Source organism: Streptomyces sp. NPDC058289, from assembly GCF_042880975.1.
Classification (GTDB): Bacteria; Actinomycetota; Actinomycetes; order Streptomycetales; family Streptomycetaceae; genus Streptomyces; species Streptomyces stoeckheimensis.
The window spans coordinates 52,371-74,908 of sequence record NZ_JBHVYI010000033.1 but is presented as its reverse complement, the minus strand read 5'-3'; the positions used below and the strand labels follow the sequence as shown (position 1 = coordinate 74,908).

Annotated in this window: 17 protein-coding genes and 1 pseudogene; 13 read left to right on the top strand and 5 right to left on the bottom strand. The window is 71.5% G+C overall.

What is annotated here, in order from left to right; all coding sequences use genetic code 11:
* Nucleotides 1-60 precede the first annotated feature (60 nt).
* Nucleotides 61-579 (bottom strand): DinB family protein, encoded by a 519-nt coding sequence (locus tag ACFVX6_RS19050; RefSeq protein ID WP_389692843.1) that lies wholly within the window; start codon nucleotides 577-579, stop codon nucleotides 61-63.
* A gap of 149 nt (nucleotides 580-728) precedes the next feature.
* Here ACFVX6_RS19050 and ACFVX6_RS19045 point away from each other — a divergent pair.
* Nucleotides 729-1,157, top strand: a pseudogene (locus tag ACFVX6_RS19045) (chloride channel protein); the annotation flags it as partial.
* Between the two features lie 52 nt (nucleotides 1,158-1,209).
* On the opposite strand, the gene ACFVX6_RS19040 reads toward ACFVX6_RS19045, so the two are convergent.
* A complete protein-coding gene (locus tag ACFVX6_RS19040; protein WP_389692862.1) occupies nucleotides 1,210-2,019 on the bottom strand; it encodes a GNAT family N-acetyltransferase in 810 nt (269 codons plus the stop codon).
* Nucleotides 2,020-2,099: 80 nt separating this feature from the next.
* On the opposite strand from ACFVX6_RS19040, the gene ACFVX6_RS19035 reads away from it, so the two are divergent.
* The 6 genes from ACFVX6_RS19035 to ACFVX6_RS19010 all read left to right on the top strand — a co-directional run bounded on the left by ACFVX6_RS19035 (nucleotide 2,100) and on the right by ACFVX6_RS19010 (nucleotide 9,850).
* Complete coding sequence (locus ACFVX6_RS19035; protein WP_389692860.1) at nucleotides 2,100-2,543, top strand: signal peptidase I; 444 nt, start codon at nucleotides 2,100-2,102, stop codon at nucleotides 2,541-2,543.
* A gap of 235 nt (nucleotides 2,544-2,778) precedes the next feature.
* Nucleotides 2,779-5,028 carry an MMPL family transporter gene (locus tag ACFVX6_RS19030; RefSeq protein WP_389692841.1) on the top strand — a complete coding sequence of 750 codons (2,250 nt, stop codon included), beginning with the start codon at nucleotides 2,779-2,781 and terminating at the stop codon, nucleotides 5,026-5,028.
* 39 nt (nucleotides 5,029-5,067) lie between these two features.
* Entirely contained in the window at nucleotides 5,068-5,622 is a 555-nt protein-coding gene (locus tag ACFVX6_RS19025) for a GNAT family N-acetyltransferase (RefSeq protein WP_389692839.1), read from the top strand.
* A gap of 123 nt (nucleotides 5,623-5,745) precedes the next feature.
* Nucleotides 5,746-6,330: a hypothetical protein gene (locus ACFVX6_RS19020; protein ID WP_389692837.1), complete on the top strand. Its 585-nt coding sequence runs from the start codon at nucleotides 5,746-5,748 to the stop codon at nucleotides 6,328-6,330.
* 217 nt (nucleotides 6,331-6,547) lie between these two features.
* Nucleotides 6,548-6,715: a hypothetical protein gene (locus ACFVX6_RS19015; protein ID WP_389692835.1), complete on the top strand. Its 168-nt coding sequence runs from the start codon at nucleotides 6,548-6,550 to the stop codon at nucleotides 6,713-6,715.
* An 81-nt stretch (nucleotides 6,716-6,796) separates the two neighbouring features.
* A complete protein-coding gene (locus ACFVX6_RS19010) occupies nucleotides 6,797-9,850 on the top strand; it encodes an AAA family ATPase (RefSeq protein WP_389692858.1) in 3,054 nt (1,017 codons plus the stop codon).
* A 49-nt stretch (nucleotides 9,851-9,899) separates the two neighbouring features.
* Here ACFVX6_RS19010 and ACFVX6_RS19005 read toward each other — a convergent pair whose 3' ends face one another.
* From ACFVX6_RS19005 to ACFVX6_RS18995, 3 genes are all read right to left on the bottom strand, one after another.
* Complete coding sequence (locus tag ACFVX6_RS19005; RefSeq protein ID WP_389692856.1) at nucleotides 9,900-10,064, bottom strand: DUF6191 domain-containing protein; 165 nt, start codon at nucleotides 10,062-10,064, stop codon at nucleotides 9,900-9,902.
* A gap of 51 nt (nucleotides 10,065-10,115) precedes the next feature.
* Nucleotides 10,116-11,330 carry a PQQ-dependent sugar dehydrogenase gene (locus ACFVX6_RS19000; RefSeq protein WP_389692854.1) on the bottom strand — a complete coding sequence of 405 codons (1,215 nt, stop codon included), beginning with the start codon at nucleotides 11,328-11,330 and terminating at the stop codon, nucleotides 10,116-10,118.
* 269 nt (nucleotides 11,331-11,599) lie between these two features.
* A complete protein-coding gene (locus ACFVX6_RS18995; RefSeq protein ID WP_389692833.1) occupies nucleotides 11,600-12,601 on the bottom strand; it encodes an aldo/keto reductase in 1,002 nt (333 codons plus the stop codon).
* 100 nt (nucleotides 12,602-12,701) lie between these two features.
* Between ACFVX6_RS18995 and ACFVX6_RS18990 the strand changes: the two genes are divergently transcribed.
* From ACFVX6_RS18990 to serA, 6 genes are all read left to right on the top strand, one after another.
* Nucleotides 12,702-13,658, top strand: coding sequence for a 2-hydroxyacid dehydrogenase (locus tag ACFVX6_RS18990; protein ID WP_389692831.1), 957 nt, complete (start codon nucleotides 12,702-12,704; stop codon nucleotides 13,656-13,658).
* Nucleotides 13,659-13,940: 282 nt separating this feature from the next.
* Complete coding sequence (locus tag ACFVX6_RS18985; RefSeq protein WP_389692829.1) at nucleotides 13,941-16,859, top strand: putative bifunctional diguanylate cyclase/phosphodiesterase; 2,919 nt, start codon at nucleotides 13,941-13,943, stop codon at nucleotides 16,857-16,859.
* Between the two features lie 215 nt (nucleotides 16,860-17,074).
* A complete protein-coding gene (locus ACFVX6_RS18980; protein ID WP_389692827.1) occupies nucleotides 17,075-18,964 on the top strand; it encodes an acetolactate synthase large subunit in 1,890 nt (629 codons plus the stop codon).
* 31 nt (nucleotides 18,965-18,995) lie between these two features.
* A complete protein-coding gene (gene ilvN, locus ACFVX6_RS18975) occupies nucleotides 18,996-19,520 on the top strand; it encodes an acetolactate synthase small subunit (protein WP_266904165.1) in 525 nt (174 codons plus the stop codon).
* A 140-nt stretch (nucleotides 19,521-19,660) separates the two neighbouring features.
* Nucleotides 19,661-20,662, top strand: coding sequence for a ketol-acid reductoisomerase (ilvC, locus tag ACFVX6_RS18970; protein WP_243337812.1), 1,002 nt, complete (start codon nucleotides 19,661-19,663; stop codon nucleotides 20,660-20,662).
* 276 nt (nucleotides 20,663-20,938) lie between these two features.
* Nucleotides 20,939-22,528, top strand: coding sequence for a phosphoglycerate dehydrogenase (gene serA / locus ACFVX6_RS18965; protein ID WP_266881282.1), 1,590 nt, complete (start codon nucleotides 20,939-20,941; stop codon nucleotides 22,526-22,528).
* The last annotated feature ends 10 nt before the right edge of the window (nucleotides 22,529-22,538 follow it).

The window sequence follows — 22,538 nt, the reverse complement described above, 5'->3', positions numbered from 1 at the left end:
AAGAACTCGCGCACCAGTTGGTCGCCGCGGCCGACGTCGAGGGGGAGGCGCGTGCCGGCCTCAGGCGCCCGTGGCGCCGTCGACGGCCTCGCGGAGGAAGTCCGCGTGGCCGTTGTGGCGGGCGTACTCGTGGATCATGTGCAGCATGAGCAGGCGCAGCGAGGCGTCCTCCTCCCACTTCTCGACGCGCACCGTCACCTCGAGGGACTCGGCGGCCTCCTCCACCGCGCGGGAGTGCTCGACCTCCGCCCGCCAGGCCGCGAAGGCCTCGGCGCGGGTCGAGCCGGAGGCGTCGTAGGCGGCCTGGAAGTCGTGGGTGTCCGACCACAGGTGGGGGACGTCCGCCCCGCCGAAGGTGCGCCGGAACCAGTGCCGCTCCACCTCCGCCATGTGCCGCACCAGCCCGAGCAGGGACAGCGTGGAGGGCGGGGACGACTGGCGGCGCAGCTCCTCGTCGGTGAGGCCCTCGCACTTCCAGGCGAGGGTGGCCCGGTGGAAGTCGAGGTACGCGCGGAGCGTCTCGCGCTCGCCCCCGGTGAGGGGAGGGCCGACGCGGTGAGCGGATTCTTTTGCAGCCATGGCGGAGATCTTGCCCCGTTGGTCCCGGGGGGTGGAAGGCGTTCGCCCCCTACTTGCGTTCCGCACTTTGTTCCTAAAGTGAATATATGCCGCAAAGTCCCACCCGTATCACCCATTTCTCCTAACTCAAGAGCCTCGGCCCCGTGCTGCTCCTCGCCTCCGTCACGGCCTGCGCCATCGCCCGCGCGGTCTTGGCGACCGGCCGTTCCTGGTCCTGGAGGCGATGCACGCGGTAAGCGCCGGGCAGTACCTGCTCTTCGCCGCCCTCGGAGTCCTCGCGGGAACCGTCGGGATCGGCTTCACGCGCTTCCCCTACGTGGCCGAGGACCTGTGCGACCGGCTGTGGCGCGGCCCGGAATGGCTGCGCCCGGCGGTGGGCGGACTGCTGCTCGGCCTGATCCTCCTGGCGCTGCCCCAGATGTACGGAGTCGGCTACCCCGTCATGGAGGGCGCGGTCCACGGGATACGCCCTGGGCCTGCTGCTGCTCCTGATGCTGGGCAAGATCCTGGCGACGAGCACCACGATGGGCATCGGCGGCTCGGGCGGAGTCTTCGCCCCGTCCCTCTTCATCGGAGCCACCCACCCGCACCCCCAGCCCCGACCAGCTCCGCCCCCTCACCCCCCTACCCCTACCCCTCCCAAACCCAAGGCACCGTCACCCCCAACACATCGAAGCCCAGCCGTTCCAGGATCGGGCGGCTGTCCTCCGATGCGTCGACCTGGAGGTAGCGGATGCCCCGGTCCGCCGCCACGCGGGCGCGGTGGGCCACCAGGAGGCGGTAGATGCCGTGGCCTCGCCATTCCGGGACCGTGCCGCCGCCCCACAGGCCCGCGAAGGGGCTCCCCGGGCGCATCTCCATCCGGGCCGCGCTCACCGGGGTGTCGCCCGCCATCGCGACGACGGCTTCGATGGTGTCCGGCTCGTCCCTCAGCAGGTTCAGCATCAGGTCCTTGATGCGGGGGCGGTCCGCGCCGAAGGCGTGGCGGTGGGCCTCCATCATCAGGTCCACGCCCTCCTCGTCCGTCACCACCCGCAGCGTGATGCCCTCCGGCGGCTCCACCGACAGGGCGGCGAGGTCTGTCACCCGCCCCACCAGGAGCGTTTCCGCGGGCTCCGCCACGAAGCCGGCCGCGCGCAGCCGGTCTCCGAGGTCGGCGGGGCGGTCGTGGCCGTACAGCTTCCACTCGAACTCCGCCGACGGGACCTCGCCCCGAGCGGCCAGCTCCGTGAAGAACGCCACCTGCTCCGCGATCACCGCATCCGCGGTGTGCTCGTCGAGGTCCGACCAGAGCACCATGTTCCCTCCGGCCCCGGGCACGATCTGCCGTACGACCGCGCCCGCCCGTTCCACGCGCGCGTCACTGGTGTCCGGCAGGGCCTCCCGTCGCATCACGGAGTCGAACTCGGCGCGCACCTTCAGCAGCTCATCTGGATCCATCGTCATCCGGCCAGCTGACCAGCCGCCGACGGGTCCGACAACTGCATTAACCTCACCCCGTGAGCGACCCCACCCACCCCATGCATCCCCCCACCCCCACCCCCACCCACCCCTCCGTCTACACCGGCAAGGCCACCCCCGATGCCGCCGTCGACCGGGGTTGGCTGCTGGGGCACTTCAAGGAGCCCGGCGATCCCCGCCACAGCGAGGACGTGGAGATCAAGTGGGGCGCCCACCCCAAGGGTGAGGAGCGGGCGAGCTGGGTCCGCGGGGAATCCCGTACGGCGTTGCAGGTGCTGATCAGCGGCCGGTTCCGGCTGGAGTTCCCCGGCCGGAACGTCGTACTGGCCGAACAGGGGGACTACGTCGTCTGGGGACGCGGAGTCGACCACTCCTGGTACGCGGAGGAGGACTCGGTGGTGCTCACCGTGCGCTGGCCCTCGCTGCCGGGCTACCGAGCCGACGAAGAGCCCGCCGATCCATCCGACCCATCCGGCCGGACCTCCGTTCCGAACCCCCTGTGACCATGGTCCCGGGCCCGGCCGATCGCCTGTGACGCTGCCCACGATGGCCGCCAACGATCACGCGACGCTGCGATCGTGAAGGTGGAGAAGGGGGAGAAGGTGGAGACCACCCCACACCCCACCTCACCCCCCCGCACCAAAATTCCAGACGCCCAGCGTTCAGTTTCAGTGTTCACGCGTTCTTTCCGACGGGCCGTTCCCCGGTAAAGATCCGAACCACCAGGGAGCCCGTCCGTTGTCAGCCCTCGCACGCTGGTGCATGCGGCACCGACTCGTTGCCGTTCTGATCTGGCTCCTCGCCTTCGGCGGGACCGCCGCTGCCGCGGTCGGGGCCGGGGCGGCGTTCTCCAATGACTACGAGGTCCCCGGCACCGAGTCCGCCAAGGCGCACGCCCTGCTGCGGGAAGGCTTCCACGGGCAGGGCGGCGATACCGACACCATCGTGTGGCGGGCTCCGGACGGGCAGAGCGTGCGGACGCCGGCCGTGCAGGAGCGGATGACGCGGGCCCTCGACTCCATAGCCGGGCTACCCGGTGTCGGATCGGTGGCGGGCCCCTACGGTCCCGGGCCCGAAAGCGGGGCCCGGATCAGCCCCGACGGGCGTACCGCCTACGCGGTGGTCACCTTCGACCGGCAGGCCGACTCGGTGCCGAAGGGGGAGGCGAAGGCCGTCGTCGACGCCGCGCGGAACCCGACGACCCAGGCCGACGGGCTCCAGGTCGAGCTCGGCGGGCGCGCCATCGGCCTCACCGAAGCCCCCTCCGCGCACCTCGCCGAGGTCATCGGTGTGGCCATCGCCGCGATGGTGCTGTTCCTGGCCTTCGGATCGCTGGCCGCCAGTCTGCTGCCCATCGCGACCGCCCTGGTCAGCGTGGGCACCGCCTATTTCGGCATCACCCTCCTCGGCCACGCGATGCCGGTGGCCGACTTCGCTCCGATGCTCGGCACCCTCGTGGGCCTCGGGGTGGGCATCGACTACGCGCTGTTCATCGTCACCCGCCACCGCAAGGGCCTCAAACGCGGTCTCCCGGTCGCGGAAGCCGCCGAGAGTGCCGTCGCCACCACCGGCCGGGCCGTTGTCTTCGCCGGGGCCACCGTCTGCATCGCGCTGCTCGGCATGCTGGTGCTGCGGCTCAACTTCCTCAACGGCGTCGCCATCGCCGCCTCCCTCACCGTGGTCCTGACCGTCGCCGCCTCGGTGACCCTGCTGCCCGCGCTCCTCTCGTACATCGGCATGCGCGCGCTGTCCCGCCGCGAGCGCCGCAAGCTGACCGAGCAGGGGCCGCTGCCCGAGCCGGTGACCGGCTTCGCCGCCCGCTGGTCGGCCTTCGTCGAGCGCCACCCGAAGCTGCTCGGCCTGGTCGCCACGGCGGTCATGGTGGTGCTGGCGCTGCCCACGCTCTCCCTCCACCTCGGCACCTCCGACCAGGGCAACAACCCGGCCGCGTCCACCACCCGCAAGGCCTACGACCTGCTCGCGGAGGGCTTCGGCCCGGGGATGAACGGCCCGCTGACCGTGGTGGCCCGCCTCGGCGGGGCCGGCGACCGGGTCGCCGTGGACGCGCTGGCCGAGTCGATCCGTACGACCAGGGGCGTGGCCTCCGCCGGACCGGCGGTCTTCAACCGCAGCGGCGACACCGCCGTCGTCACGGTCGTACCGGACTCCTCCCCGCAGTCCCGGGCCACGAGCGAGCTGGTCGACAGACTGCGCGAGGACGTCATCCCGCGCGCCGGCCACGACAGCTCCATGCAGGTCCACGTCGGCGGCGTGACGGCCGGGTACGACGACTTCGCCGAGGTCATCGTCGGCAAACTGCCCCTCTTCGTCGGCGTGGTCATCGCGCTCGGCTGTGTGCTCCTGCTGCTGGCCTTCCGTTCCATCGGCATCCCGGTCAAGGCGGCAGCCATGAACGTCGCCGCCGTCGCCTCCTCCTTCGGAGTCGTCGTCGCGATCTTCCAGTGGGGCTGGGGCAGCGAACCGCTCGGGCTGGGCAGCGCGGGGCCGATCGAGCCCTTCCTCCCCGTGATCATGGTCTCGGTGCTCTTCGGGCTGTCCATGGACTACCAGGTCTTCCTGGTCAGCCGGATGTACGAGGAGTGGCTGGAGACGGGGGACAACAAGCGGGCGGTGCGCGTCGGGCTCGCCGAGACCAGCCGGGTGATCAACTCGGCGGCCGTCATCATGATCTCCGTCTTCCTGGCCTTCGTGCTCAGCGGTGACCGGATCATCGCCATGTTCGGCATCGCGCTCGCCGTGGCCGTCGCCCTCGACGCCTTCGTCCTGCGGACCCTCCTCGTCCCGGCCCTGATGCACCTGCTCGGCGGAGCCAACTGGTGGCTGCCGGCCTGGCTGGACCGCCGGCTCCCGAAGATCAGCATCGAGCCCCCGGAGCGCCGCCCGCATGCGAAACTTCCCCTGCAGCGGCCCGGCGCGGACCCCGTCACGAGCGAGGACGCGCCCGAGCCCGCGACCAGCTCCCGGTGATCCGGCCACCCGCCGCTCGATACCCAAGGAAGAACGCGCATGTTCTCGATAGACCTCGCCGACGACGCCCAGCTGTTCCCGCTGGAAGCCCGGCACGCGGAGGAGTTCTTCGCCCACATCGAACGCGGGCGCGAGTTCATCGGCCAGTACGTCGGCTTTCCGGACCGGTCCTCGGACCTGGAGTCCGCCCGGGCCCTGCTGGCCAAGTACGCGATCACGGCGGGCGAGGACGGCGCGCGGTTCTTCGGGATCCGCCTCGAGGGGACCCTCGTGGGCGGGGTGCTCTTCCCGGCGTTCGACGCGGGGACGGGCAACTGTGAGATCGGCTGCTGGCTGGAGCCCGCCGCGGCCGGCCGCGGCCTGGTGACGAAGGCCTGCCGGGTCCTGATCGACTACGCCTTCGGGGAGCGCGGCATGCACCGCGTCGAATGGCACGCCGCCTCAGGCAACAAGAAGAGCCTCGCCGTGGCCGAGCGCCTCGGCATGACCCGTGAAGGCGTCATGCGCCAGAACCACCTGCACCGGGGCGTCCGCCAGGACACCGAGATCTGGGCGATCCTCGCCGACGAGTGGTCCGCGGCCCGCCCCGCGTAACCACCCCCGCACCCGCCCGCCATCGCCCCGCCCCGAGTCCTCCGGGGGGCCGGGGCGGTGCGCTGCACGCTGCCCGGCCGGATTCTCAGGAACCTCTCAGAAAAGCCGCCTACGGTGCCCCGCATGGACACCACCAAGACCCCCGCCCCGACCGCTCCCGAGGCGGATTCCCCGGCCGACCTGAAGAAGGCCGCCACCGACGAGACGACCGCCCCGGCCGCCGCCACCGAGGAGGTCCCGGGCGAGGAGCTCGCCACCGACCTCGACGACCTCGACGAGCTTGACGAGCTCGAGGCCGCGGCCGACGAGGAGCAGAGCAGTGGTGTCGCCTCCGGAGCCTCCGCGATCGTCGCCGCCGGTCTCGGCCTGATCGCCCTCAGCGGTAGCTGGACCTCCCGCGTCATAGGCGAGCGGGAGACCCTCAAGGGCCAGATCAGCTCGGCCAACGCCGCCACCACCGCGGACAAGATCGAGGCGCTGTACGGCAACGCCTGGCAGATGACCGCCCTCGTCAACGGCGTCCTGTCGACGATCGCGCTGCTCATCGCCGTGTTCGTGCTGGCCCGCCCGGCCTTCGGCGCTCCCGGCCGCACCCTCCCGGCATGGGTCCGCTCCGTGTCCTGGGCCGCCGTGGTCGTCGCCGTCATCGGCGTGATCGCCTTCGTGTTCATGTACCTCCTGGCCCTCCCGGTGGCCCCCGCCGCCTAGTACGTCCACCGCCACACGGCGGCCGCCTAGGCTCGCCGGTGCCCGGCGGGCCCGCCTAGGCACTGCCTTAGGCCACATCAGGGACCCCGGGTCCCGGCCTAAGGCCCCCCGGCCCGTGCAGATGCGGCATGCTCCCGATGTGCAGGCACCCCCTGGGGCGCGAATCTTGGATCACACCGAACGAGGTGTCCGAGTAACGCAAACCAGGGAGCACGAGATGTTCGAGTACGAGATCGCCACCGCCCGCCGCGAGGACCTCATCCGCGAGGCCGACGCCTACCGTCTGGTCCGGGAAGCGAAGAAGGCCCACCGCCTCTTCTCCCGGAGCCAGGATCCGGAGGGGTCGGTGAGTGTGCAGCGCGGCCGGTTCACCCGCGCCGCGTAACCCGCGTCGCGAGACCGTGCGAACCGGCACGTGATGAGAAGCGCACCGATATCCAGTGCCGACGAGCAGGGCCTCTGTGCGATGCTCGGCGGCGTGGAGACCAGATCTGTCAGCCCGGTGTTCGTCGGCCGAGCCGACGAACTGGCCGTACTCACCGACGCCCTGACGCGCGCCGCCGGCCAAGAGCCGCAGGCACTGCTCATAGGCGGAGAGGCCGGGGTCGGCAAGACCCGCCTCACCGAGGAGTTCCTCTGCGAGGCCGACCGCCGCGGTGCGGTCGTAGCCGTCGGAGGCTGTGTGGAGATCGGGGCGGAGGGACTTCCCTTCGCCCCGTTTTCGACGGCCCTGCGCACCCTGCACCGCCTGCTCCCCGCCGAACTGGCCGCAGCCGCCGTCGGCCAGGAGGACGAACTCGCGCGCATCCTCCCCGAACTGGGCGAGACCCCGCGCGGCCCCCACGACGAGGAGAGCACCGCCCGGCTCTTCGAACTGACGGCCCGGATGCTGGAACGCCTCGCCGCCGACCGCACCGTCGTCCTGGTCCTCGAAGACCTGCACTGGGCGGACACCTCCACCCGGCACCTGCTCTCCTACCTCTTCCGCGCGCTCGGCAGCGGCCGGCTCGTCGTCGTCGCCACCTACCGCGCCGACGACGTCCACCGCCGCCACCCGCTGCGCCCGCTCCTCGCGGAGCTCGACCGGCTGCGCACCGTCCAGCGCATCGAGCTGTCCCGCTTCAACCGGGCCGAAGTGCGCCGCCAGCTCGCCGGGATCCTCGCCTCGCAGCCCGACGAGGACTTCGTCGAGTCGGTCTTCGACCGCTCCGACGGCAATGCCTTCTTCGTCGAGGAACTCGTCGCCTCCCGTGCCAGCGGCTGTTCCACCGGCCTCACCGAATCCCTGCGCGACCTGCTCCTCGTCCGCGTCGAGGTCCTCCCGGACGCCGCGCAGCGCGTCGTGCGCATCGTCGCCGAGGGCGGCTCCATGGTGGAGTACGCCCTGTTGCGCGCCGTCACCCGGCTCACCGAGGACGAGCTGATCGAGGCCCTGCGCTCGGCGGTCGGCGCCAACATCCTCCTGGCCACCTCCGACGGCGAGGGCTACCGCTTCCGCCACTCCCTGGTCCGCGAGGCCGTCTCCGACGACTTGCTGCCCGGCGAGCGCGCCCGCGTCAACCGCCGCTACGCCGAGGAACTCGAACAGGACGACTCGCTGATCCGCGCCGAGGAGCGGGTCATCCGCCTCGCCACCTACTGGTACTACGCCAACGACGCGGTCAAGGCCCTGCCCGCCGTGCTCGCCGCCTCGGTGGCCGCCCGGCGCCGGCACGCCTACTCCGAACAGCTGCGCCTGCTGGAGCGGGCCATGGACCTGTGGGAGGCCGTACCGGAGGAGGTGCGCGGTGAACTGCGCCCCGCGGACTACACCGAGGTCTACCCGCCCTGCGGCTGCGACCCGGCGACCACCCCGCTGAAACACCTCGACCTGCTGGCCGAAGCCACCGTCGCGGCCCGCTTCGGCGGCGAGCGCGAACGCGCGCTGAAGCTGACCAAGACGGCCCTGCGGTTGCTCGAGGACGGCCACGACCCGCTGCGGGCCGCCTGGTTCTGGACCGAACGCTCCCGGATGATCGCCGGCCTCGCCCGCGGCGACGGATGGGAGGAGCTCGCGAAGGCGCAGGAGCTCGTCCGCGGGCTGCCCCCGTCCCAGGTGCATGCCGACGTCCTGGTCCGGGCCGCGAGCTGGGGCATGCTCCACAAGCCGGGGCCCGACAACCTGGTCGCCGCCGAACGCGCCGTGGAGTACGCGCGGATGGTCGGCGCCGAGGACACCGAACTCAACGCCCGCATCACCGTCGGCAGCCTGCTCGTCGACTCGGGGGAACCCGAGCGCGGCCTCGCCGAGATGTACGCGGTCAAGGACCGCGCCGCCGAACTCGGCCTCGGCATGCTGGTGGGACGTGCGCACGTGAACCTCACCTCTCATCTGGAATGCCTGGGCCGGTCCGGCGAAGCCGTGGAACTGGCCGAAGAAGGCGCCGAGCTGGTCAAGAACTCGCATCTGATGGACTCCGAGGCCTACATCCGGGGGAACCTGGCGGAGAGCCTGTACAGCCTCGGCCGGTGGGAGGAGGCCGCGACGCAGGCCCGGCGCACCCTGACCCTCGTCAGCAGCGCCGCCCCGCGCGCCGCGGCCGTCGTACGGCTCGCCTACCTGGCCCTGGCCCGCGGCGAACTCGCCGAGGCCGCAGTCCAGCTCACCGCCGCCCGCACGCACTTCGGATCCCACGAAGGTCAGCCCCAGCACCGGATCCCGCTGTTCCGCCTCGCGATCGGCGTGGCCGCGGGGGAGGGCCGGATAGCCGACGTCCGCAGCGAAGTGGCCACGGCCATCGAGCACGGCTTCCCGCTCGGCAACCACCGCTACGCCTGGCCGCTGCTGCTCGCGGCGGCCTCGGCCGAAGCCGACGCCAGGGGCCTGCCCGCCGCCGAGGCCGGCCGGGAGGAGGCCCTGGCGGTGCTGCGCGCCGCCGCCCGGAACCTGGCCACCCCGGTCCCGGTGTGGACCGCCCACTCCGAGTACCTCAGGGCCGAGCTGCTGCGCGCCGAGGCCCGGGACACCGCCGCCGACTGGGCGGCCGTGGAAGCGGCCGTACGCCCCCTGGAGCGGCCCTACCTGCTCGCCAGGGCCCAGTACCGGCTCGGGGAGGCCCTGCTGGCCGCCGGAGGCGACCGCGAGGCGGCCGCCGCGCTGCTCCAGGAGGCGTACGCCACCGCCGAGCAGCTCGGTGCCCGCAGGCTCCGCGAGGACTTGGCCCTGCTCGCGCAGCGCGCCAGGCTCCCGCTCGCGCCGGTGAACATCCCCAAGGGCCTGCTCGGGCCGGACATCGACCCGGTCGAGGCACTGGGGCTGACCAGCCGCGAACGGGACGTGCTGCGCCTGGTCGCGGTGGGCCACACCAACCGCCAGATCGCCGAAGAGCTCTTCATCTCCCCGAAGACGGCCAGCGTGCACGTCTCGAACATCCTGGCGAAGCTCGGGGTCGCGGGCCGCGGCGAAGCCGCCGCCCTGGCCCACCGGCTCCGGCTCTTCGGCCCCGTGGCCCAGCAGCCGGCCGTTACGCCGGGAGGGTGAAGGAGACGCCCTTCCCGGTGTACGCCCAGGCGTAGGCCCAGGCCTACGCCTAGGCCGCCGGGTGCTCCTTGGTGCGTATGAGCACCTTGCCGGAGTCCAGGTCTATCGGACCCTTTCCCGGGTCGCCGTCATTCACGTCGATCCGGGAAAGCTCCAGCCGCTTCTTCTCCTCGTCCGTGTGTATGCGCCCCGGACTGAACAGCTCCTCGATCATGTTGAACACCGCGTCCACCGTGCCTTTCGTTCCCCCGCCGGGGCCCGCAGGTCATTCCACCGTCAGAGTCAGGATCCTGTCGTCGCCGGCTTCCGGCGACCCGCGCCCGTCCGTCTCGCTCGTGACCAGCAGCAATCTGTCCCCACCGAGGGGCACCACGGTGCGCAGCCGGCCGTACTCGCCCGCCAGGAACGCCTCGGGCTCCGCCACCGGGACCGCCCCGGCCAGCGGAATCCGCCAGAGCCGCTGCCCCTTCAGCCCGGCCATCCAGACGGAGCCCTGCGCCCAGGCGATCCCGCTCGGCGAGGCCTCGTCGGTCTTCCACACGGCCACCGGATCGCGCATCCCCGGCTTGCCGGCCTTGCCCTCGGCCTCGGGCCAGCCGTAGTTCGCGCCGGGCTCGATCAGATTCAGCTCGTCCCAGGTGTTCTGGCCGAACTCGGCCGCCCACAGCCGTTTGTCCTCGTCCCAGGCGAGGCCCTGCACATTGCGGTGCCCGTACGAGTAGACGACCGAGTCGGCCTCCGGATTGCCGTGCACCGGCTCGCCGTCCGGGGTCATCCGCAGGATCTTCCCGCCCAGCGACTTCTTGTCCTGGGCCAGCCCGGTCTCCCCGGTCTCGCCCGTCCCGGCGTAGAGCATCTTGTCCGGGCCGAAGGCGATCCGCCCGCCGTTGTGGATGAGTCCCTTGGGGATCCCCCTGAACACCGTGTCGGGCGCGCCCAGTTGATCGCCGGCCGGTCTCTTCTCGTCATAGCGCAGCCGGGCGATGCGGTTGTCGGACTCGGTGGTGAAGTAGGCGTACACCATGCGGTCCGAGGCGAAGGAAGGGGACACGGCCAGGCCGAGCAGCCCGCCCTCGCCGCCCGGGGCCACCCCGGGCACCTTGCCGACCGGGGTCACCGCCCCCGTGCCCACGTCGACCCGGCTGATCGTGCCCTTGTCCCGCGAGGCGACCAGGAGGTTCCCGTCGGGCAGCGGAGCCACGCCCCACGGGGACTCCAGGCCCTGGGCGGCCACGCCGGTCACCGTCACCCGGCCCTTGGCGGGCGGCGCGGAGGCCGACGCGGAGGCGGAGGCGGACGGCGTGCCCGAGCCCCCCGGGGGCGCGGAGCCGGCCGCCGTGCCCGGTGGCGCATCGCTCGGCCGGGCTCCGGTGCCTTCCGGCGGCGAGCACCCCGCCGCCAGCAGCGCCCCGCATCCGGCCAGGGCGAATGCCGCCAGCACCCCACGGGCCCGGGCGCGCGGGCCGGCGTAGGACCGCACCGGCACGCCCGTCCGACCCTGTTCCGGGTCCTGGTCCGTGCCCCGGCCCAGCCCGCGAGGCTGCCCCGGCCCCGGCCCCGGCCCCGGCCCCGGCCCCGGCCCCGGCCCTGGCCCCGGCCCGGGCCCCGGCCCCTGCCCTCGCCCGAGTCCCCGGTCGTGTCCGTATCGCATCGCCCTGCTCCCCTCCGGTCCTCCGATCGTGCCCTCACACGACCCAACAGCGCAGACCATGCCCCAAGTTCCGCCACTCGTACACTCGATCGAGTGGTTCAGGCTCCCATCGGCACCGGCAGCTCCGACAGCTCCACCAGGTCCTCGGCGGTCAGCCGCACCTCCGCGGCCCGCGCGTTCTCCGCGGCCCGGTGCGCCTGCCCGGTTCCCGGCACCGGAACCACCTGCGGACCCTGCGCCAGCACCCACGCCAGCGCCACCTGCGCCGCCGTGACCTCGGCCCCGTGCCGCCGGGCGACCCGGCGCAGCCCCGCCACGAGCACCTGGTTCGCCGCCATCGCGTACGCCGTGAACCGCGGATGCCTGGCCCGTACGTCCTCGGGTTCGAACCCCTCGCCCGGGACCAGCGTCCCGGTCAGGAACCCGCTCCCCAGCGGCATCGCCGCCAGGAACCCCACCCCCCGCGCCGCGCACCACGGCAGCAGCCGCCACGCCGCCTGCGGCGACCACACCGACAGCTCCGCCTGCACCGCGCTCACCGGGAACACCTGCTGCGCCCGCTCCAGGTGCCGTACGGTCGCCTCGTACGCCCGGTCCCCGCGCCGCCCCGCGCCCGGCCCGGTGCCCGCCCCCAGCGCGCAGAAGCCCAGCGCCCGCACCTTCCCCGCGCCCACCAGCTCCGCCATCGCGCCCCAGGACTCCTCGACCGGCACGTCCGGGTCCACCCGGTGCAGCTGGTACAGGTCTATGACGTCGGTGCGCAGCCGCCGCAGCGAGGCGTCGCAGGCCCGCCGCAGGTACCCCGGGCGCCCGTCGGCCACCACGTGCACCCCGTCGGCCCGCAGCCCCGCCTTCGCGGACACGAAGGCGTCGGGCCGGCGCTCGCGCAGCACCCGGCCGAGCAGCAGCTCGTTGGTGTAGGGGCCGTACAGATCGGCGGTGTCGAGCAGGTTCGCCCCCAGATCGAGGGCCGTGTGCAGGGTGTGCAGCGAGTCCTCGCGCCGCCTGCGCGAAGGCGCGTACGCCCCGCTCATCGGCATGCAGCCGAGGCCGATGGCACCCACCGTCAGCGCCCCCGCCCCGATCGACCTGCGCTCCACCGTGCGTCCCCCCTGGTCATCCCCGGGCCTCGGTGGGCCTCCCGTTCCCGGCACACAAACTAACGGCTCGATCCGGATCCCCTGACATAGCCTCCTGATCATGACTGCAGAGATTTCCGAGACCCTCGACGTATGGCTCCCCTTTCCCGCCGAGGAGATCGAGGGCCTGCCCGATTCCTTCCGGTACCGCCACTGGGACGGTGAGGAGACCTTCCCCGCCGATCCGGCAGCCTGCGTCTTCTATGTCACCCCGTACATGAAGTCCCCGGCCGTCACCCTGCGCCCGCTGTCCGAGATGCCCCGCCTGCGGGTCGTCCAGACTCTGACCGCCGGGGTCGATCACGTCCTGGGCGGCCTCGGCGACCTGGCCCCCGGCGTACGGCTGTGCAACGCCAAGGGGGTCCACGACGCGAGCACCGCCGAGCTCGCCCTCACCCTGGTCCTGGCCTCCCTGCGGGGGATCCCCGGCATGGTGCGCGGCCAGGACCGCGAGGAGTGGCGCTTCGGGTTCTACGAGGCCCTCGCGGACAAGTCCGTACTGATCATCGGCTACGGAGCGGTCGGCGCGGCCATCGAGGACCGGCTCGAGCCCTTCGAGTGCGAGCGGATCGTCCGGGTGGCGCGGACGGCGCGCACCACGGCGCGCGGGCCGGTGCACGCCCTCGCCGAACTGCCCCAACTCCTGCCCGGGGCCGACGTGGTGATCCTTTCCACACCGCTCACGGAGGAGACGAGGGGGCTCGCGGGCGCCGCGTTCCTCGGCCGCATGAAGGACGGCGCGCTGCTCGTGAACGTGGCCCGCGGACCCGTCGTCGACACCAAGTCCCTTCTGGTGGAGGTGGAGTCGGGCCGGCTGCGCGCCGCGCTGGACGTCACCGATCCGGAACCACTGCCTTCAGGCCATCCGCTCTGGCATGCTCCGGGTGTCCTGATCACGCCCCATGTGGGCGGTAGCAGCTCCGCATTCGAGCCGCGGGCCAAGCGACTGGTGGCCCGCCAGCTCCGCCGGTTCGCTGCCGGAGAGCCCGTGGAGAACACGGTGTTGATCACGGAATGACGTGCGGTGCGCACGCTCCGCGTTCGTCCGGATGCGCTCGGTGGACACAACTCCCTTGTTGGTGACGGAGCGTAGAGAAACTATGTCCCTGAGTGACGAAAGTGGTGTATCGTCCGGAACAAGGGGCTGCGCCAGGAACGTCTGGCGCTGGGGAGTGATCGGACACTTTGGGGGGCGACGGGCGATGCACGGCCAATGGACGAAGGATCCGATGCGGCGAAGCCGCCGGAGGCGACGGTGCCGGGACTGGGCCGCGCCGGAATCAGCCAGCGAGGGGGACCGGTGAGCACCCCGGGGGCGGCGCTGCTGACCCGCCGGCCCCTCACCGGCGGCGGTGGCAGCGGCGCCAAGGGGCTGGCGATGCAGCTCCTCCTCGCAGTGGTCAGCAGCGGGTACGCCGTGGGCGCCGCCCTCGGCTGGGGCTCCGAGGAACTCGCCGAGGTCATGGGCGACTTCGGGCTCAGCGCGGCCGGCCTGCTGGCCGCCGTCTCCTGTTTCACGTACGCCCGGGCCATTGACAGCCGGGAGCGCCCCGCCTGGCTGCTGTTCGCTTTCTCCTCGCTCATGGGCTGCTGCGGCAACGCCGTCTGGGGCTGGTACGAGGTGGTCCTCGGCGAGGCCGTGCCGAAGCCCTCCCTCGCCGACTTCGCCTTCCTCTGCTTCGCGCCGCCCGCCATCGTGGGCCTGCTCGTCCTCGCGAAGCGCCCGGTCACCCGAGCCGGCTGGGTCTGCCTCGGCCTCGACTCCTGGCTCATCGGCGGCTCCCTGCTCACCCTCTCCTGGAGCCTGGCCCTCGCGCACGCCGCGCGCACCGCCCAGTCCGGAGCCCCCGGCAGCGTCCCGCGCGCGGCCCTCTCGCTGGCCTATCCGCTCCTGGACATCGCGCTCGTCTCGATGGTGCTGGTGCTGCACTTCCGCCGCTCCGAGACCAACCGCTCCGCCGTGAACACCGCCATCGCGGCCCTCGCCCTGACCGTGCTGAGCGACGCACTGTTCACCTCGCCGCTGCTCAGCGCCGAGTACCAGTCGGGCCAGCTCCTCGACGCCGGCTGGTTCGCCGGCTCGCTCCTCCTCGCGTACGCCCCCTGGGGCGCCCGCCGCCTGCACCCCGGCCCCGGGCCCGAGCCCGTCGCCCACGTGCGCGCCGAGCGGCCGCACAGCCGCCCGATCACCGGCTCCCTGCCCGCCCTCACCCCGTACCTCGCGGCGGCCGTCTGCACCCTCGGCATCCTCTACAACGTGGTGGACGGCCGGAAGGTCGACCGGGTCGTCGTCTTCACGGGCTGCACGGTCGTGCTCGCCCTGGTCATCCGCCAGGGCATCATGCTGCTCGACAACATCGCGCTGACCCAGGAACTGGCCCAGAAGGAGAACCACTTCCGCTCCCTGGTCCAAGGCTCCAGCGACGTCATCATGATCGCCGCGCCCACCGGGACCCTGCGCTACGTCAGCCCCGCCGCCGCCGGGGTCTACGGCCGCGAGGCGGAAGAGCTGGTCGGGACCGAGCTGGCCACCCTGATCCACCCGGAGGACCTGGGCCGGGTCGTCCACGAGGTGCGCCGCTTCCTGGCCGCGCCGCCCGCCGAGGAGCCGACCACCCGCATCGAGTGCCGGTTCAGATCGGGCGGCGGCGAGTGGCTCAATGTGGAGTCCACCGTCAACCGCCACCAGGGCGGCCTCATCCTGAACAGCCGCGACGTCACCGAGCGGGTCCGGCTCCAGGCGCAGCTCCAGCACAGCGCCGAGCACGACCCGCTCACCGACCTCCCCAACCGGGCCCTGTTCACCCGCCGGGTCCGCCAGGCCCTCACCGGTCGGCGGGCCGGGGACCACAGCACCGCCGTGCTCTTCATCGACCTCGACGGCTTCAAAGCGGTCAACGACACCATCGGCCACCAGGCCGGCGACGAACTGCTCATCGAGGCCGCCCGCAGGCTCCAGGACTCGGTCCGGGCCGGGGACACCGCAGCCCGCCTCGGCGGCGACGAGTTCGCCGCCCTGATCCTGGGCGACGGCAGCCGCGACCGCAGCGCCCGCGAGTACCAGGTCCACGAGATCGCCGACCGGCTGCGCACCACCCTCTCCCAGCCCTACCGGATCGCCGGGAGCGAGGTCCGGGTCGCCGCCAGCATCGGCGTGGCCTTCGCGGATCCCGGCATCACCCCTTCGGACCTGATGCGCAACGCGGATCTCGCGATGTACCGTGCCAAGGCGGGCGGCAAGGACCGGGTCGAGATGTACGCGCCCCAGATGCAGGCCGAAGTCGTCCGCAAGGCGGAGCTGGCGGGCCGCCTGCGCACCGCGCTGCACGAAGGGGAGTTCGCCCTGCTGCACCAGCCCGTGGTCTCCCTGGCCTCGGGGGAGATCTCGGCCGTGGTGGCGCAGGCCCGGTGGCGTTCCGCCCAGGGGATCCTGTTCACCCCCGCCGAGTTCCTGCGGGTCGCCGAGTACAGCGGGGGAGGGGCCGGCGAGGGCGGGTCCACCCCCCGGACGGTCGTGCCGGACGCCTCGCGCACCGCCGAGCTGGGGCGCTGGCTGTTGGAGGAGGCCGTCGGGCAGGCCGCCGAGCGCCACCGGGCCGGGCACGACGTCCCCGTGGCCGTACGGATGACCGCGCAGCGGCTCCTCGACCGGTCGATGCCGCTGGGCTCCGTGGAAGCCCTGCTGACCCGCAACGGACTGCCCTCGGGCGCGCTCGTCCTGGAGCTCGCCGTCTCCGACCCCAGGGTGCCCTTCGACGACCTGGAGCGCCGTCTGGCGGCGCTGCGCCGGCTCGGGGTCCTGATCGCCCTGGACGGCTTCGGCAGCGGTTACGCGGCCATCAGCGCGCTGCGCAGGCTCCCCGTGGACATGCTCAAGCTCGACCGAGGCCTGGTCGAGGGGGTCGTGGAGTCCCCCCGGCTCCACAAGATCACCGCAGGTCTGTTGCGGATCGCAAACGACCTCGGGATGCAGTCGGTGGCGGAGGGGGTGGACCTCCCCGAGCAGGTCATGGCACTGCGCGCGATGGGCTGTACCCACGGGCAGGGAATGGCCTTCTCCGGACCGCTGGACGAGTACAGGCTGCGGCGAGCGCTCGTGCGCGGTACGTTCCCAGTACCGGGCGGCGCGGCCCAACCCGCGTTGGCCGGTGGTTCCCCAGGGGGCTCGATGGTTATCCACAGAGGCTCACATAATGAGACGCCCGTCCCACCCGCTTGACATCACCCTCCCGCCGGAGGGAGGGTCAATGCCATGCGCACCCGAATTCTCGTACTTGGAAAGCGCGTCGGCTGAAGCTGGGACCAGCATGTCCCCGCTCAACGCACCCGACGCGCTCCCCTCGCTTGCCTCCCGGCACGAGGGGTTTTTTGTTGCACTGGCAACGTCGAATCTCGTAAAACCCTCCTCGTAAAACCCTCAGCTTCGAGAAGAGAATGCCGATGACCGAGCAGGCCACCGGGGCCCACCATCCGCAGCCGCGGGCCCGTACCGGCGGACACCAGACCGCCGCAGTTGAGCACGTCACGGGTGCGCAGTCCCTCATCCGCTCTCTCGAAGAGGTGGGGTGCGACACCGTCTTCGGCATTCCGGGGGGCTGCATCCTCCCCGCGTACGACCCGCTGATGGACTCCAAGAAGGTCCGCCACATCCTGGTCCGCCACGAGCAGGGCGCCGGCCACGCCGCGACCGGCTACGCGCAGGCCACCGGAAAGGTCGGCGTCTGTATGGCCACCTCCGGTCCGGGGGCCACGAACCTGGTGACGCCGATCGCCGACGCGCACATGGACTCCGTGCCGCTCGTCGCGATCACCGGCCAGGTCTCTTCGAAGGCGATCGGCACCGACGCCTTCCAGGAGGCGGACATCGTCGGCATCACGATGCCGATCACCAAGCACAACTTCCTGGTCACCAAGGCCGAGGACATCGCCCGGACCATCGCCGAGGCCTTCCACATCGCCTCCACCGGCCGCCCCGGCCCGGTCCTGGTCGACATCGCCAAGGACGCCCTGCAGGCGAAGACCACGTTCTCGTGGCCGCCCACCCAGGACCTCCCCGGCTACCGGCCGGTGACCAAGCCTCACGCCAAGCAGATCCGCGAGGCCGCCAAGATGATCGCCGCCGCCAAGCGGCCGGTCCTCTACATCGGCGGCGGCGTCATGAAGGCCGGCGCGACCGCCGAGCTGAAGGTCCTCGCCGAGCTCACCGGCGTCCCGGTCGTCACCACCCTGATGGCCCTGGGCTCCATCCCGGACAGCCACCCGCAGAACGTCGGCATGCCCGGCATGCACGGTGCCGTCACCGCCGTGACCGCGCTCCAGAAGTCGGACCTGCTGATCGCGCTCGGGACCCGCTTCGACGACCGCGTCACCGGCAAGCTGGACAGCTTCGCCCCCTTCGCCAAGGTCATCCACGCGGACATCGACCCGGCCGAGATCGGCAAGAACCGCGCCGTGGACGTCCCGATCGTCGGTGACGCCCGCGAGGTCATCGCCGACCTGATCCAGGCCGTCCAGGCCGAGGCCAACGAGGGCAACGCCGGCGACTACACCGCCTGGTGGAAGGACCTCAACCGCTGGCGCGACACCTACCCGCTGGGCTACGACCTGCCCGAGGACGGCACGCTCTCCCCCCAGCAGGTCATCGAGCGGATCGGCCAGCTGGCACCGAAGGGCACCATCTACGCGGCCGGCGTCGGCCAGCACCAGATGTGGGCCTCGCACTTCGTGAACTACGAGGAGCCCCGCACCTGGCTGAACTCCGGCGGCGCCGGAACCATGGGCTACGCGGTCCCCGCCGCGATGGGCGCCAAGGTCGGCATGCCGGAGCGCACCGTCTGGGCGATCGACGGCGACGGCTGTTTCCAGATGACCAATCAGGAACTGGCCACCTGCGCCCTGAACAACATCCCGATCAAGGTCGCGATCATCAACAACGGTGCGCTGGGCATGGTTCGCCAGTGGCAGACCCTGTTCTACAACCAGCGCTACTCCAACACCGTCCTGCACGCGGACGAGACGGGTCAGGACACGGCCGTCGGCTCCCAGCTCGGCGAGTCGGTCGCCCCCCGCATGGGCACCCGCGTCCCGGACTTCGTCAAGCTGTCCGAGGCCATGGGCTGCGTGGCGCTGCGCTGCGAGGACCCGGCCGACCTGGACAAGGTCATCGCCGAGGCCAACGCGATCAACGACCGCCCGGTCGTCGTGGACTTCATCGTCCACGAGGACGCCATGGTGTGGCCGATGGTCGCCGCCGGCACCTCGAACGACGAGGTCATGGCCGCCCGGGGCGTCCGCCCCGACTTCGGCGACAACGAAGACGACTGAGCCGAGAGAGCCGAGAGAGAGAACGACTCACATGTCCAAGCACACGCTCTCCGTCCTGGTCGAGAACACGCCCGGCATCCTCGCCCGGATCGCCGCGCTGTTCTCCCGACGCGGGTTCAACATCGACTCCCTCGCGGTCGGTGTCACCGAGCACCCCGACATCTCGCGCATCACCATCGTCGTGAACGTCGAGGACCTCCCGCTGGAGCAGGTGACCAAGCAGCTCAACAAGCTGGTCAACGTGCTCAAGATCGTCGAGCTGGAGCACGTTAACGCCATCGAGCGCGAACTCGTTCTGGTGAAGGTCCGCGCCGACAACGAAACGCGCTCGCAGATCGTCGAGATCGTCCAGCTGTTCCGCGCCAAGACCGTCGACGTCTCCCCGGAGGCCGTCACCATCGAGGCCACCGGCGGCACCGACAAGCTGGGCGCGATGCTCAAGATGCTGGAGCCCTTCGGCATCAAGGAGCTCGTCCAGTCCGGCACGATCGCCATAGGGCGCGGTGGCCGGTCGATCACGGACCGCAGCCTGCGCGCGCTCGACCGCAGCGCCTGAGCCCGGCCGGGCCGGTCACACCGGCCCGGTCGTGCCCCGCCCGTCCGTTCTCGCTCGCTCGTATGGCGAGACCGAGAACCACGTATTCCGTTCCCCGCCGTACGGTGGGAGCAACACCAGCGCACCAAGGAGATATCCCAGTGGCCGAGCTGTTCTACGAGAACGACGCCGACCTGTCCATCATCCAGGGCCGCAAGGTCGCGGTCATCGGTTACGGCAGCCAGGGCCACGCCCACGCGCTGTCGCTCCGTGACTCCGGCGTCGACGTCGTCGTCGGCCTGCACGAGGGCTCGAAGTCCAAGGCCAAGGCCGAGGAGCAGGGCCTGAAGGTCCTCCCCGTCGCCGAAGCCGCGGCCTGGGCGAACGTCATCATGATCCTGACCCCGGACCCGCTCCAGGCCGAGATCTACGCCGCGTCCATCGAGTCGCACCTGGAAGAGGGCGACGCGCTCTTCTTCGGCCACGGCTTCAACGTCCGGTACGGCTTCATCAAGCCCCCCACCAACGTGGACGTCGCCCTGGTCGCCCCGAAGGGCCCGGGTCACCTGGTTCGCCGTCAGTACGAGGAAGGCCGCGGCGTGCCCTGCATCGCCGCCGTGGAGCAGGACTTCACCGGTTCCGCCTTCCAGCTCGCGCTGTCGTACGCGGCCGGCATCGGCGGCACGCGCGCCGGCGTCATCAAGACCACGTTCACCGAGGAGACCGAGACCGACCTGTTCGGTGAGCAGGCCGTTCTCTGTGGTGGTGCCTCCGCGCTGGTGAAGGCCGGTTTCGAGACGCTGACCGAGGCCGGTTACCAGCCCGAGATCGCGTACTTCGAGTGCCTGCACGAGCTGAAGCTCATCGTGGACCTCATGTACGAGGGCGGCCTGGAGAAGATGCGCTGGTCGGTCTCCGAGACCGCCGAGTGGGGCGACTACATCACCGGTCCCCGCATCATCACCGACGCCACCAAGGCCGAGATGAAGAAGGTCCTCGCGGAGATCCAGAGCGGCGAGTTCGCCAACACCTGGATGGCCGAGTACAAGGCCGGTCTGCCGAAGTACAACGAGTACAAGAGCGCCGACGAGGCGCACCTGCTCGAGACCACCGGCAAGAAGCTCCGCAAGCTGATGAGCTGGGTCGACAACGACGAGAGCTGATCCGCTGCGTCGCGGGGCCGGGACGGTGCGTCCCGGCCCTGCGGCACATCGGCCGGGCACCCGTGCGGAGGGCCTCTTGGAGGACCGCTTGTCCACCCTGGCCAATCTCGTGCGGGTGATCCTTCCGTACAGGCGGAATTCCCTTCCGGATCCGCCACTACACTGCTCAACACAACGCGTCAGGCCCACAGTGTCGTGCGTCTTCCACGCGGCTACCCCCCTCCACCGCCTGCGGCCGTCGGGACGGCCGTCCGCACTGGACTTGTGAGGACCCACGTGAGCTCGAAACCTGTCGTACTCATTGCCGAAGAGCTGTCGCCCGCCACTGTCGAGGCGCTCGGCCCGGACTTCGAGATCAGGCACTGCAACGGTGCCGACCGCGCGGAGCTGCTCCCCGCGATCGTGGACGTCGACGCGATCCTGGTCCGCTCCGCGACCAAGGTCGACGCCGAGGCCATCGCCGCAGCCAAGAAGCTGAAGGTCGTCGCCCGCGCGGGCGTCGGTCTCGACAACGTCGACGTCTCGTCCGCCACCAAGGCCGGCGTGATGGTCGTGAACGCTCCGACCTCCAACATCGTGACCGCCGCCGAGCTGGCCTGTGGCCTGCTCGTCGCGACGGCCCGCAACATTCCGCAGGCCAACACCGCCCTGAAGAACGGCGAGTGGAAGCGGAACAAGTACACGGGTGTCGAGCTCAGCGAGAAGACCCTCGGTGTCGTCGGCCTCGGCCGCATCGGCGTCCTGGTCGCCCAGCGCATGTCGGCCTTCGGCATGAAGATCGTCGCGTACGACCCCTACGTGCAGCCCGCGCGCGCCGCCCAGATGGGCGTCAAGATGCTGACGCTCGACGAGCTGCTCGAGGTCGCCGACTTCATCACCGTGCACCTGCCCAAGACCCCCGAGACCCTCGGTCTCATCGGGGACGAGGCCCTGCACAAGGTCAAGCCGTCCGTCCGCATCGTCAACGCCGCCCGCGGCGGGATCGTGGACGAGGCCGCGCTGTACTCGGCCATCAAGGAAGGCCGCGTCGCCGGCGCCGGCCTCGACGTGTACGCGAAGGAGCCCTGCACGGACTCCCCGCTGTTCGAGCTCGACCAGGTCGTCTGCACCCCGCACCTCGGCGCGTCCACGGACGAGGCCCAGGAGAAGGCCGGCGTCTCGGTCGCCAAGTCGGTGCGCCTCGCGCTCGCCGGCGAGCTCGTGCCCGACGCGGTCAACGTCCAGGGCGGCGTCATCGCCGAGGACGTCCGTCCCGGCCTGCCGCTCGCCGAGAAGCTCGGCCGCATCTTCACCGCCCTCGCGGGCGAGGTCGCGGTCCGCCTCGACGTCGAGGTCTGCGGCGAGATCACCCAGCACGACGTCAAGGTGCTCGAACTCTCCGCGCTCAAGGGTGTCTTCGAGGACGTCGTCGACGAGACGGTGTCCTACGTCAACGCCCCGCTCTTCGCGCAGGAGCGCGGGGTCGAGGTCCGCCTGACCACCTCCTCGGAGTCCCCGGACCACCGCAACGTGGTGACCGTCCGCGGCACCCTGTCGGACGGCCAGGAGGTCTCGGTCTCCGGCACGCTCGTGGGTCCGAAGCACCTGCAGAAGATCGTCGGCATCGGCGAGTACGACGTGGACCTGGCGCTCGCCGACCACATGATCGTCCTGCGCTACGCCGACCGCCCGGGCGTGGTCGGCGCCGTCGGCCGCATCCTGGGTGAGGCCGGCCTCAACATCGCGGGCATGCAGGTCGCCCGCGCCGAAGAGGGCGGCGAGGCCCTCGCGGTCCTCACGGTCGACGCCGAGGCCCCGGTGAACGTCCTCGCGGACATCGCCACCGAGATCGGCGCCGTCTCGGCCCGTACGGTCAGCCTCGGCTGACGCTGCGGCA